The organism is Actinoplanes missouriensis 431 (genome assembly GCF_000284295.1).
GTDB classification, from domain to species: Bacteria; Actinomycetota; Actinomycetes; order Mycobacteriales; family Micromonosporaceae; genus Actinoplanes; species Actinoplanes missouriensis.
Window position 1 is genome coordinate 2,756,784 of the sequence record NC_017093.1, and the last position, 13,002, is coordinate 2,769,785.

Genomic DNA, 13,002 nt, shown 5'->3' on the forward strand with positions numbered 1-13,002 from the left:
GCGGCTGCCGTTCGTGTGCGGGGCCGGGGGAGGAGCGCGACGTGGGACTGTCGTTCAGGGGCGGGCTCGCCGTCGTCACCGCGGCCACGATGCTTGTCGCGTCGGCGGTGGCGCCGCAGCCGGCCACCGCCACGCCCGTCCGTGCGCCGGGACGCGCGCCGGCCTCCGTCGCGGCGGCCGGTGACCTGCGGGCCCAGGTGATGACAGCCTGGCGGTCCGGCGGCCCGGAGGTGCAGGCGGCGGCCGAGCGGGCGTTGCTCGGCACCGACGCGGACCTGGCGGCCTTCGTCGACACCGAGTGGGAGCCACGGCAGGCGACCGATGAGCGGCTGGCGATCACGCGGATGATCTCCGGGGGCGGGCCGAGCGTCCGGCAGGCCGGCCAGCAGGCACTCGCCTCCACCGACCCGGACGCGATAGGCGATTTCGTCGAGGTCGGCTGGGAACAGGCCGAGGCGGTCGACCAGCGGATCCGGGTCAGTCAGGTGATGGACGCCGGGGGAGCGCAGGTGAAGGCGGCCGGGCAGGCGGCGCTCACCGCCGGTACGCCGCAGGCGCTGAACACGTTCATCGAGTCCGGCTGGCAGCGGCCGTACGAGGTGGACCAGCGCGTCCGGATCGCGCAGATCCTGACGGCCGGCGGCCCGGAGGTCCGGCGGCTCGCGCAGCGGGCGCTGCAGGCCGGCACGATCGACGCGTACGCCCGGTTCACCGAGGTCGAATGGGCGATCGGCGCGGCCCGTGACCAGGAGACGAAGGCGATCACCGACCTGGCCGGCGCCGCGGCCGCGGCGGCGGAGGAGGCCACCGCCCAGACGGTTGTCGCGCAGGAGCAGGCGCTGCGGGCCCAGGCGGCGGCCGAGGCCTCGAAGAAGGCGGCCGAGTTCGCCAAGGCGGCCGCGCAGCGGGCCCAGAGCGACGCGATCGAGGCGGCAGCCGCGGCGCGCCAGGCCGCCGACGCGGCGGAGAACGCCGCGAAGGCCGCCCGGGAGGCGATCACGGCGGCGAACGCGGCGATCCGGGCGGCCCAGGTCGCGGCGAACGCGGCTGCGCGGGCGGCGTCGGCGGCCACGATGACCCAGCGGGCGGCGTCGCGGGCCCAGCAGGCGGCGGCGAACGCGGCCACCGACGCGACGAAGGCCGGCGCGGCGCGCGATGCGGCCGTGGCGGCCCGCAACGCCGCGCAGACCGCGAAGAAGGCGGCCGACGCCGCCGGCAAAGCCGGTGACGTGGCCCGGCAGGCGCAGTCCGCCGCTCGCTCCGCCGGGTCGGCCGGCGCGCAGGCGATCCTCGCGGTGCAGGCGGCCGACGAGGCGGCGGCGCTGGCCCAGCGAACCGGCGTGAACACGGCACAGGCCGTCGCCGCGGCCAACCGGGCCCGGGCCAACGCCAACCGGGCCAACCGGGCCGCCGCCGCGTCGGCGACCTTCGCCGGGCAGGCCGCGGATGCCGCGCACCGGTCCCGGGACGCCGCGTTGAGCGCGGTCGCCGCTGCCACCGCGGCCGCGGCGGCAGCCGACGAGGCCGCCGACCACGCCGGTGAGGCGGCCCAGGCCGCGGCGCGGTCCACCGCGGCCGCCAACGCCGCGACCACCGCCGCGAACCAGGCGGTGACCGCCGCCCAGGAGGCGCATCAGATCTATGACCAGGCCCGGGCCGCGGAAGCCGAGCGCCTGGCGGTGGCGCTGGCCGAGGGCCGTGCGGCGGCCGCCGAGGCGACGGCTTCGCTGGACCGTTATAAGCAGAAGGCCGCCGCCGACACCCAGGAGGCGGCGAAACGCGGCGCCGAGGTCGACGCGCTGATCGCCACCGCGAACAACCCGGCCACCCCGCGGGCGGAGGCGGTGCCGGCGGCCCGGAAGGTCGCGCTCGCTCTCACCCGGGCGCAGGGGACCTGGACCTCGACGGCGGCGTACGACGCTTTCGCCGGCAGCGACGACGTGGTGCTCGCGTTCGTCCGGGACGGGATCGCCCGGTCCGCCGCGCAGGACGACCGGGTGATGGTCGCCAGCCTGGCCGCGGAGGGCAGCGAGGCGTTCGCCGCCGCCGCGGAGACGGCGCTGGCCGGCACGGACGCGCAGGTGGCGGCGTTCCTGCGGGACCAGACCTACCCGCAGCGGGCGCAGGAGGACCGCACGGCGGTCACCCGGGTGCTCACCGCCGCCCAGGACGCCGGGAACACGGTGCTGGCCGAGCGTGCGCAGCAGGTGCTGGCCGACGGCACGGCCCCGGTCAGCCGCCGGTTCCTGACGGTGGAGCAGTTCGACCTGGCCGCGGTCGGCGACCGGGTGCGGACCACCCGGCTGCTGGAGGACGACGCCAGCGGACCCGAGGTACGCACGGCCGCGCAGATCGCGCTGGAGAACACCCCCGCCGCGCTGCGCCACTTCCTCGACCAGGGGCAGTACGAGGCGCGGCAGGCCGACCAGGAGGCGGCCGCGCACGAGGCGCAGATCCTGGCGCTGCTCACTCAGGCGGACACAGCCGCCACCACCGCCACCCAGCAGGCGCAGGAGGCGCAGGCGGTGGCGGCGACCGCGCGCGGCAGCGCCGCCGAGGCGGCCCGGTACGCGTCCCAGGCGCAGGCCTCGGCGCAGGCGGCGGCCACCTATGCGGCCCAGGCGACCGCGTCGGCCGACCGGGCCCAGCAGTCCGCGGACAAGGCGGCGGCCTCGGCGAAGACCGCGGCGCAGGCGGCCGCGACGGCGAACGCGGCGGCGAACCGCGCGGCTCGATCGGCGGCCTGGGCCCAGGACTCCTACCGGCGCGCCGGGTACTGGGCGGAACAGGCCTACGAGTCGGCGGTCGCCGCGCGCAAGTCCGCGATCGCGGCCGGCAAGTCCGCCCAGGAGGCGATCGACGCCTACAACACGGCGTACGACGCGGCGGTGCGCCTGGCCGAGGACGAGCGTCGTGCCGAGAACGCCCGTCAGGCGCTGATCTGCCAGGCGGAGAACATCCCCGGCTCCGAGGCGTACAAGAACTGCAAGTACCACGTGACCACCTCGGACAGCGCCAAGCTCGGCCAGGCGATGGTCAACGCCGAGATGTGTCACCTGCTGGCGGCACCGGGCAGCGTCTATCACCAGAACTGCATGTACGACACGTTCAACCCGAACTTCGGGCTGAACCGGCAGATGGACTTCGCACAGCTCTACAGCCAGGCGATGCTCAGCTTCGCGGTGGGCACCGCCGCCGCGCTGGCCGTCTTCCTGACCGCCGTCGCCTGCAGCGAACTGTGCGGCACGGTGCTGGCCATCATGGGCGGCGCCGAGGCGCTGATGGGCGTCGGCGGCTTCGTCGACCTCTGGCTGACCTCACAGCTGGTCAACGTCGCCGCCGGAGTCACCGCCAGCACCCGCGCGCTGATCGAGATGAAGGCGCTGTCCGGACTGCGGATCCCGGCGATCTTCCAGCGGGTCACCGTCAGCAACCAGGCCGGCAAGGCGCTGCTCGGGCGCTACACGCTCGGACTGCGCCGCTGCCTGACCGGCAACAGCTTCACCCCGGACACGCCGGTGCTGCTCGCCGGCGGCGGGACCCGGCCGATCGGGCAGATCAGGGAGGGAGACCGGGTCCTGGCCACCGACCCGCTGACCGGCGTCTCCGGTCCGCAGACCGTGACCCGGACGATCTCCGGGACCGGCGACAAGGACCTGGTCGAGATCGCCGTGGACGGCGGCACGGTCACCGCCACCGCGAATCATCCGTTCTGGGTGGCCGGACCGGACCGGTGGGTGACCGCGGGGAACCTCCAGACCGGGCAGTGGCTGCGGACCAGCGCGGGCACCTGGGTGCAGATCACCGCGCTGGACCGCGACCGCGCCGCCGCGACGGTGCACAACCTCAGGGTCACCGGCCCGCACACCTTCTATGTGGCGGCCGGTGGCGTGCCGCTGCTCGTCCACAACGAGAGTGACTGTGACGTGGCGCTCGGTTACCGCCAGAGCGGGCTGGCGGACTGGGCCAACCAGCTGGGATACCGGCACTACATCAAGCCGGAGTACAACCCCGGGAACAAGAACGCCAAGGACTGGGTGGGCCCGGTCATGAACGACATCGCGACGCCAACGGTCCGCTTGCATGTACGCATGGACGGATTCGCCGCGGTCACGGGCGACAACACGGCTATGAACCGGTTCCTCTGGATGGCGTTCATGGGCGCCAAGCTGCGGCATGAAGCACGCGGGACGGAACGGGAGATGTCCTGGATCGCACAGGCCGTGTGGAAGAAGGAACGGTCCTGGGATTCGATCCGGTTCTACCAGGACAACAAACAGATCTACCTTGGTCCCGAGCCCGACTGGGTGAACCTCATCGCGGACAAGGTGGAGGTCCACGGTGTCACCATCACCAGACGGGACTGGCTGCGTTTCCTGGACCCCTTGGATCCTCCGCTGTGAAGCTGGGCGCCCCGCGCGACGCGGGGCGCCCAGCCCTTGCGGCTCAGCTCGGGGGGTAGCGCAACTCGACGAGCGCCGACTCGGCGCCGCCCTCCTCGCCGATGCCGACACCCCGGTACTGGCCGGCGCCCACGGTCACCGTCGTGGTTCCCGTCGCTGACCGGCTGGTCGCCGCCAGCGCGCGGCCGGCGTCGGCCCGTACCAGGAACGTCTTCGGCAGATCCAGGGTGAGCACTCCGGCCGTACCCCGGGCCTTGAAGCAGAAGCGCGGGAAGCCGAGGCCGGCGTCGTGGGTCTCCACGACGATCAGATCCGCCGCTGGTGTTCCGGCGCCGCAGTCGGCGAGCAGGATGTGCCCGTCGCCGCGGCCGAGCGAGATGTGCTGCGTGGCCTCGATCGTGGCGGCGCCCGGATAGCGGTAGTCCTCCACCAGTGTGCCGCCGTTGGTCTCGGTCGGCGCCTCGCCGCTCGGCGCGGGCACCGCTGCCACCGGCCCGGCCGGGGCACCGGACGGAGCGGGGCCGCCCGGCGCGTACCAGCCCTGCAGATCGGCGAGCAGGTGGGCGGTGCCACTGCTGACGTTGCGCAGCCTGATCCGCCCGTCCGTGCCGACCGGAACCGTGGCCAGCGCGGAGCGGGCGCCGGAGCCGGGCGGGGCGTAGTTGGCGAACGACGGCGCCGGCTCGGCGCCACCGACCGGCCAGGCGTGCAGGTGGCCGCTCTGGGTGTTGGCGACCGAGGTCAGGTTCAGCACCGCTGTCGCGCCGGCGGGCAAGCCGGTGGAGATGTCGGCGGTGCCCTGCGCGGCCACGGGGGTCCCGGTGCCGGAGATGCGGGTGTCGAGCAGCCGCCGGGCGGTCAGCGTCCGCAGCCCCGCGGTTCCCGAGCCGGGAACGTAGTAGCCGGTGACGGTCAGCACCAGGTGGATCGCGTACCCCCGGTTGGTGATCGTCACCCGGCCGTCGCTGCCGAGCTGGATCGCCACCCCGTGCGCGGTGTTGCCGGCCACGTAGTCCATCACACTGCGGTTGGCGGCGACGCCCGGCGGCGCGGCGGCGAGCCAGCCGGGGCCGGTGGCGCCGACCGCGATGACGTCGGCGAACACCGCCGTCGCACCGACCGGGACGACCCCGCCGGTCAGCGTGAACGTGCGGCTGCCGTTGCCCGGGATCGTGCCGGTGCTGCCGCCGGTGCCGTTGCGGGTGTCCACCAGCCAGGTCGGCGCCACCGGCACGAATCCGGCGCCGGCGCCGCGGACGTAGTAGCCCTGCACGTCCGCGAGCATGTGCCCGCCGGTGTTGTTGTACACCGACAGCCGCCCGCTGGCCGGCAACGGCACCACCACCGTGTTCGACAGGGTCTGTTCCGAGGTGTTCAGCATCGACAGCGCCGGGTCCCGGGTGCCGCCCTCGGGGAAGACGGTCAAGTAGTTGCCGGTCGCCGAGATAGCGGTCAGGTCGAGCAGCACCGCGCTCACCCCGCCGGCCGGCACCCCGGCCACGCCGGCGACCTGGAACGTGGTGATGCTGCGCGCCGCCGGTGCGGCCGGGCCGCCGCCGAGCCCGCTGCGGGTGTCGAGCACCTGGCCGCTGGTGGGCAGCCGGACGAACGCGCCGCCGCGGATCGTCTCCCGCGCCCAGGCGGCCACATCGTCGAGCCGGGTCTCGGTGGTCGTGCTCCGGGTCTCGGTCGCCTCGGTCTCCAGGCAGCCGCCCTGCCACGACGCGGAGTGCAGGGCCACCAGCGCGACCGCGTTGCCGGTCACCCGCAGCGCCGGCCCGCCGGTGTCGCCCGCGCACAGTGCGGCCGGTGCGCCGGTCAGGCCCAGCCGTCCGGTCGCGACGCTCTGCACCCGCAGATCGGCGACATGCAGCTGGTCGGGAACCCAATCCGTGCCGGTACGGCCGTAGCCGGCCACCGTGAGCGTCTCGCCGACCACCGGGGCGGTCGTCCCGAACGGCACCGGCGCGATGTCGGTGATCGGCGTGGCCAGCTTCGCCAGCACGATGCCCCGGCTCGGGTGCCGGACCGTCTCGGTCGCGGCCCGGACCTGCCCGGTGCCGGCCGCGGCCCGGTCGGTGCGCCCGACGGTGATCCGCAACGACGTGGCCGGCAGGTCGGCGGGCACGCAGTCGGCCGAGGTCACCACCCACTCCGGATCGACCAGCGCGCCCGAGCACCCGCGGGTGCCGTCCGCGGCCCGGATCTCGGCGACGAACCCGTATCCACTGGTCACCGCCGTGCCACCGGTCACCGCGGCGGCCGGCGCCGGTGGCGCGGCAGCCGCGATGAGGACCGCGGCGCCGGCCGCGGTCACGAGGCGTCTCATCATGTTCTCCCCGCATCCTCGAATAGACGTCTTCATATGTATGGATACCGTAGGTGATCGGATGCCGGTTGCCGCTCAGCGCTCCGTGTGGTGTCGTTCTGCCGGATCCATGACCTGGGCCGGTGAGAGGAGCCAGTTCGCCATACGGCGCAGGCTTCGGACCGCGCCCGGATCGTCCGGTTCGTTGAGATGGCCGCGGTCAATCTTCCGCGTCTGCAGCCGCGGTGGTTCGCCTGACGACCAGGGTGGGTGACAGCTTCACCTGGGCGGTGCGGCGTTCCCGGTCGGTGATGCGCTCGACGAGCAGGCGGGCGGCGTCGATGCCCATCTGCCGGCCGTCCTGATCGACGCTGGTCAGCGAGATCGGTCCGAAGGCGGCCAGGGCGCTGTTGTCGTAACCGGCCACCGAGATGTCGCCGGGCACCGACAACCCGGCTTCCGCGATGGCTTCCAGCGCGCCGAGCGCGACGACGTCGGCGCCCGCGAAGATGGCGGTGGGCCGCACCGGGCGAGCGAGCAGTTGCTGGGCGCCGAGGTAGCCGCCGGTTTGGGTGTAGCTGGTCGAGGCTATGTCGATCTCCGCCTCGAGGCCGTGGAGAATCATCGCGTCGCGGTAGCCGCGGGCGCGCTGGGCGTTGGGCATCTCGGCGAGCCGGACCCGGTCGGTCTCGTGGTGCTCGATGTGGGCGATGCGGCGGTGGCCGAGGCCGGCGAGGTGCTCGACGACCAGAGCGGCGCCGGCGATGTCGTCGTCGGTGACGGTGTCGTAGGCGGGGGAGGCGCCGTGCCGGCCGACGACCACGGTCGGGACGCTGCGGGCGACCTCGTTGAGGCGGCTCTTCGCCGAGACCGGGGCGATCAGCACGAGGCCGTCCATGCTGCGGTCCATCATCGCGTCGATCACGCGCGCTTCGGCTTTCTCGCCGTTGCAGCCGGGGGCGAGCAGCACCTGGTAGTCGCTGTCGCCGAGCTGTGCGGTGATGCCGTCGAGGATGTCGGCGAAGAACAGGTTGCGCAGCTCGGGGAGCATCACCCCGATGGTGTAGGTCTGCCCGCGCAACCCTCGGGCCGCGGCGGACGGACGGTACCCGAGCTCGGCGATGGCCTGCTGCACCTTGCTGCGCATAGCGGGGCTGGCGCCGTACGCGTTGCGCAGCACCTTCGACACGGCGGTGGTGGACACCTGGGCGTGACGCGCGACGTCGACGATGGTGACGCGCCGGGGCACGGGCTTGTCCACCGGGGCTCCTTCTTCGGTAGGGGTGCAGTAGAGCGTACTGATCAACGTGCCGGACGGACGTGCCTCGTACGACAGGCGTGGGGGACGGCAGCACCTGCGCGGCCGGGCGGTCCGGATCGGTGATGCGCTCGAGAAGCAACCGGCCCGCGGTGGCGCCGATGTGGTGCCCGGCCTGGTCGACGGTCGTCAAGGAGATCGGCAGGAACCCGGCCAGGGTGATGTCGTCGTAACGCGTGGGGCATCTCGGCGAGCCGGACCGCGTCGGCCTTGTGGTGCTCGATGTGCGCGATCCGGCGATGGCCCAGGCCGGGCGCATGCTGGGCCACATCCACGATCGTCACCCTTGGGGCGGTCGTCGGTCGTTGGTGCATGCGCTCTCCCCGCTTTGTGAAACGTTACCCACCATAGGGTTCGGGACGCCGCTGGGGAAGCGCGCGGCGAGCGAATCGCTGAACCTGAGTTGCCGGGCACGAACCCCTTGACGCTGTTCGGCACGCGCTCGTAAGGTCGGCGAAACATTTGGAAAACGTTACCCACATCACCCGGCGACCGGACATGCTGCCTCGCGCGGCACGGGTGCCGCCGTCGTTCCACCTGATCATGAAACGATTCAGCAAGGTGGGGTTTCCTGTGACACTCGATCTGCAACAGCGACGCTCACGCCGAGTCGTCGCGGCGGCCCCGCCGCGCCGCCGGGCACACGCCGCGCCGCCCTGGTGGTTCACCGTTCCGGCGCTGCTGCTGTTCGCCTTCGTGGTGCTCGTCCCGAGCGCCCGCGGCGTCTACTACGCCTTCACCGACTGGGACGGCCTGGACCCGCAGTTCGCGTTCATCGGCCTGGACAACTTCACCGCCATGGCCGACGACCCGGACGCGCTGGGCGCCATCTGGCACACCCTGCTGATCGCCGTCGCGATCACGGTGATCCAGAACGGCATCGGCCTGCTGCTGGCCCTCGGCGTCAACACCACGATCAAGAGCCGCAACTTCCTGCGGGTGCTGCTGTTCGCCCCGGCCGTGGTCACCCCCATCGTCACCGCATACCTGTGGCGCAACCTGCTCGGCCCCGACGGCGCGGTGAACAGCCTGCTCGGCGTGTTCGGCGTCGAGGGCAAGAACTGGCTCGGCGACCCCGGTCTCGCGCTGTGGATGATCGTGCTGGTCGTGGTCTGGCAGTTCGCCGGCTACTCCATGGTGATCTTCCTGGCCGGCCTGCAGTCGATCCCGCGCGAGATCTACGAAGCCGCCGCGATCGACGGCTCCGGACCGGTCCGCCGTTTCTGGTCGATCGTCCGTCCGCTGCTCGCCCCGGCCATCACGATCAACCTGATGCTCTCGATCATCGGCGGGATCAAACTCTTCGATCAGGTGTACGCGCTGACCGGTGGCGGTCCCGGGCACGCCACCGACACCATCTCCACGCTCATCTACAAGGACGCGTTCACCCTCGGCGAGTTCGGCTACAGCATCGCCCTCGCGGTGGTGCTCACCGCGATCGTCGCGGTCATCTCCGCCGGCCAGTACACCGTCCTTTCCCGCAACGAGAAGGCGGCGTCATGACCCGCTACACGACGAAGACGTTCGCCCTCGAGATGCTGATGATCGCGGTCGCCATCGTCTTCGCCTTCCCGGTCTACGTCCTGGTCAACCTCGCGATCCGATCACCGAGCGACACCTCCTCGCCGATCGCGCTCACCCAGAGCCCGACGCTCGCCAACTTCAGCCAGGCGTGGCAGGAGGGCGGCCTCGGCGGCGCCCTGATCAACAGCGTGATCGTCACCGCGGTCAGCGTGCTGATCGTGCTGGTCGTGTCGTCGCTGGCGGCGTATCCGCTCGCGCGGTCCACCGCGCACTGGTCCCGCGGCACCTTCCTGGTGATCATGCTCGGGCTGATCCTGCCGTTCCAGCTCGCCGCCCTGCCGCTCTACCAGACCATCCGCGACCTCGGCCTGCTCGGCTCGGTCTGGTCCCTGGTGCTGTTCTACGCCGGCCTGCAGGTCCCGTTCACGACCTTCCTGTACGTCGGTTTCCTGCGGGCGCTTCCCCGCGACTTCGAGGAGGCCGCGACCATCGACGGCTGCGGGCCGCTCACCGCGTTCCGCTACGTGGTCCTGCCGATGCTCAAACCGATCACGGTCACCGCGCTGGTCCTCAACACGGTCAGCGTGTGGAACGACTTCTTCACCCCGCTGCTCTACCTGTCCGGCAGCGACCAGCAGACCATGCCGGTCGCGGTCGCCGGATTCGTCGGCCAGTTCGTCTCCGACTGGAACCTGATCTTCGCAGCCCTGCTGATCAGCATCGTCCCGGTCCTCGCCGTCTACCTCTCGCTGCAGCGCAGCATCATCAACGGATTCGCCGGAGGGCTCAAGGGATGATCATCTATGGTCTGACCACCGAACAGCGCACCGAACCCCTCGGTCTCGGTGAGACGCGCCCCCGGCTGTCCTGGAAGTTGCGCGGTGATCGGCACGGTGCGGCGCAGACCGCGTACCGGATCACCGCGGCCGAACGCGCCACGGATCTGGACGTGCCCGCCCGGCTGGTGTGGGACAGCGGCCGCCGGGAAAGCCGCGAGACGCTGCTGATCGCCTGGGACGGCCCGGCCCTGCGCTCGGCCATCCGCTATCACTGGCGCGTCGAGGTCTGGGACGAGACGGGCGCGAGCGCTGCGACGGCGCAGAGCTGGTTCGAGACCGGTCTGCTGCACCGCGAGGACTGGACGGCGGTATGGATCGGCCGCAACCCGGTGGCTCTGCCGCCGGTGGACCCGCCGACCGACGACGACCTGGTCTCGCCCGGCCCGCAGGAGGCGGCACTGCACCTGCGGCACGAGTTCCGGCTGCCGCAACGGCCGGTGCGGGCCCGGCTCTACGCCACCGCCCGCGGCGTCTACGAACCGCAGCTCAACGGCGAGCGCGTCGGCGACCGGGAACTCGCCCCCGGCTGGACCGAATATCACCATCGGATCCAGTACCAGACCTATGACGTCACCGATCAGCTGACCGCCGGCGGGAACACGATCGCCATGATCGTCGCCGACGGCTGGTGGAGCGGTTATGTCGGGTTCGACCCGCGCCGCCCGGCCCGCCACTACGGCGAGGCACCCGGACTGCTCGCCCAACTGGTGGTGGACTTCGCCGACGGCTCGCAGAAGGTGATCGCGACCGGCAGCGACTGGATCGAGAGTGACGGCCCGATCCGGTCCGCCGACCTGATGATGGGACAGTACGTCGACGCCCGCCGCACCGTGACCGGCAACCGGCCGGTCGTGGTGCTCGATACCGAGCCCGGGCCGCTGGTCGCCGAACCCGACGAGCCGATCCGGGTCACCGCCGAACTCGCGGCGGTGTCGGTCGAGCGGCGCGAGGCCGGCCGCTGCATCGTCGACTTCGGGCAGAACCTGGTCGGCCGGGTGCGCCTGCGGGTGCGAAACGTGGAAGAAGGCCGCCGGATCGTGCTGCGGCACGCCGAGGTCCTGGAGAACGGCGAGCTCTACACCGAGAACCTGCGCCGCGCCGCCGCCACCGACGTCTACGTGGTAGCGGGGCAGGACAGCGAGGTCTTCGAGCCGCAGTTCACGTTCCATGGCTTCCGCTACGCCGAGATCACCGGTTACACACCGGCCGACGGTGACGTCACCGCGCGGGTGCTGCACAGCGACACCCCGTGGACCGGCACCTTCGACTGCGACGACCAGGTGGTCAACCAGCTGCACGCCAACATCGGCTGGGGCCAGCGCGGCAACTTCGTCGCGGTGCCCACCGACTGCCCGCAACGCGACGAGCGGCTCGGCTGGCTCGCCGACGCCCAGGTCTTCGCCCCGACGGCGACCCGCAACGCCGACGTCTCCGCGTTCTTCGCCCGCTGGATGCGCGACGTCGTCGACGGCCAGAACGCCGACGGCGCGTTCCGCGACGTCGCCCCGATCATCGCCTTCGAGCGCGAGGGCGCCCCGGCCTGGGGCGACGGCGGCGTGATCATCCCGTGGCTGCTGTGGAAGACCTACGGCGACCGGCGCGTGCTGGAACACAGCTTCGCCGCGATGACCGCCTGGGTGCGGCACATCCACCGGCACAACCCGGACCTGCTGTGGCAGCACCGCACCGGCAACTCCTACGGCGACTGGCTCCAGATCGACGCCGACACGCCCCGCGATGTTCTCGCCACCGCCTACTTCGCGCGCAGCACCGAGATCGTCGCGGCAGCCGCCGACGTCCTCGGTGAGCCGTCCGCCGCGTGGCACGAGCTGCACGCCGGGATCAAGCGGGCGTTCCAGGACGCGTTCGTCGGGGACGACGGCAGTGTCAAGGGCGCGACGCAGACCTCGTACCTGCTGGGCCTGGCCTTTGATCTTGTGCCGGAAAGCCTGAAAGAGGCAGCCGTCGCCCATCTGGCCGCCGACATCGAGAGTCGCGGCAATCGGCTGACCACCGGGTTCGTCGGCGTGTCACTGCTGTGCCCGGTGCTCACCGAGCACGGTCGCGGCGATCTCGCCTACGCGCTGCTGCACCAGGACGCCTACCCGTCCTGGAACTACTCGATCCGGCACGGCGCCACCACGATCTGGGAGCGCTGGGACGGCTGGACCGAGGAACACGGATTCCAGTCCGCCGCGATGAACTCGTTCAACCACTACAGCCTCGGCAGCGTCGGCGACTGGCTCTACGGCCGCGTCGCCGGCATCGGCCAGACCCCCGCCTCGACCGCGTACTCCGAGCTCCTGCTGCGTCCCACCCCGGACCCGACGGGCCGGATCACGCGGGCGCGCGCGTCTCAGGAGACGGTGCGCGGGCTGGTCGAGTGCGGCTGGTCCCGCGAAGACGGCCGGCTCACCGTGACCGCCACGGTGCCGCCGGGAAGCACCGCCATCCTCCTGATCCCCACCAGCGACCCCGGCAGTGTGCACGCTGCCGGAACGCCCGGGGTTCTGCGGGCCGAACCCTCCGCCGGCGGTCTGACCGTGCGGCTGGTGTCCGGCCGATACACCTTCACCACCCCCCTCTGAGTCGTCTCCAACGCAGGAGAAG

Annotated in this window: 6 protein-coding genes and 1 pseudogene; 4 read left to right on the forward strand and 3 right to left on the reverse strand. The window is 72.2% G+C overall.

Annotated elements, in window-relative coordinates:
- Positions 1–41 precede the first annotated feature (41 nt).
- The gene (locus tag AMIS_RS40490; RefSeq protein WP_051041953.1) at positions 42–4,403 is read left to right on the forward strand and encodes a polymorphic toxin-type HINT domain-containing protein; all 4,362 of its coding nucleotides are present in this window, start codon (positions 42–44) and stop codon (positions 4,401–4,403) included.
- Between the two features lie 43 nt (positions 4,404–4,446).
- Here AMIS_RS40490 and AMIS_RS40495 read toward each other — a convergent pair whose 3' ends face one another.
- The 3 genes and pseudogenes from AMIS_RS40495 to AMIS_RS44080 all read right to left on the reverse strand — a co-directional run.
- Entirely contained in the window at positions 4,447–6,732 is a 2,286-nt protein-coding gene (locus AMIS_RS40495) for a trypsin-like serine protease (protein ID WP_172666586.1), read from the reverse strand.
- A 199-nt stretch (positions 6,733–6,931) separates the two neighbouring features.
- On the reverse strand, positions 6,932–7,972 hold the full coding sequence (locus AMIS_RS12980; protein WP_014442745.1) for a LacI family DNA-binding transcriptional regulator: 1,041 nt from the start codon (positions 7,970–7,972) through the stop codon (positions 6,932–6,934).
- A 115-nt stretch (positions 7,973–8,087) separates the two neighbouring features.
- Positions 8,088–8,300: pseudogene (locus AMIS_RS44080) on the reverse strand (hypothetical protein); the annotation flags it as partial.
- 302 nt (positions 8,301–8,602) lie between these two features.
- Here AMIS_RS44080 and AMIS_RS12985 point away from each other — a divergent pair.
- Genes AMIS_RS12985 through AMIS_RS12995 form a run of 3 tightly spaced genes read left to right on the forward strand, consistent with a single transcriptional unit; the run spans position 8,603 to position 12,980 of the window.
- A complete protein-coding gene (locus tag AMIS_RS12985) occupies positions 8,603–9,532 on the forward strand; it encodes a carbohydrate ABC transporter permease (RefSeq protein WP_041830795.1) in 930 nt (309 codons plus the stop codon).
- Complete coding sequence (locus AMIS_RS12990; RefSeq protein ID WP_014442747.1) at positions 9,529–10,350, forward strand: carbohydrate ABC transporter permease; 822 nt, start codon at positions 9,529–9,531, stop codon at positions 10,348–10,350. Before AMIS_RS12985 ends, AMIS_RS12990 begins: the two co-directional genes overlap by 4 nt.
- A complete protein-coding gene (locus AMIS_RS12995) occupies positions 10,347–12,980 on the forward strand; it encodes an alpha-L-rhamnosidase (protein ID WP_014442748.1) in 2,634 nt (877 codons plus the stop codon). The genes AMIS_RS12990 and AMIS_RS12995 overlap by 4 nt, the downstream gene beginning before the upstream one ends.
- The last annotated feature ends 22 nt before the right edge of the window (positions 12,981–13,002 follow it).

Bases quoted from the DNA above. Each gene is read 5' to 3' on its own strand.
- AMIS_RS12990 (WP_014442747.1), top strand. From the start codon at position 9,529: ATGACCCGCTACACGACGAAGACGTTCGCCCTCGAGATGCTGATGATC.
- AMIS_RS12995 (WP_014442748.1), top strand. From the start codon at position 10,347: ATGATCATCTATGGTCTGACCACCGAACAGCGCACCGAACCCCTCGGT.
- AMIS_RS40495 (WP_172666586.1), bottom strand. From the start codon at position 6,732: ATGAGACGCCTCGTGACCGCGGCCGGCGCCGCGGTCCTCATCGCGGCT.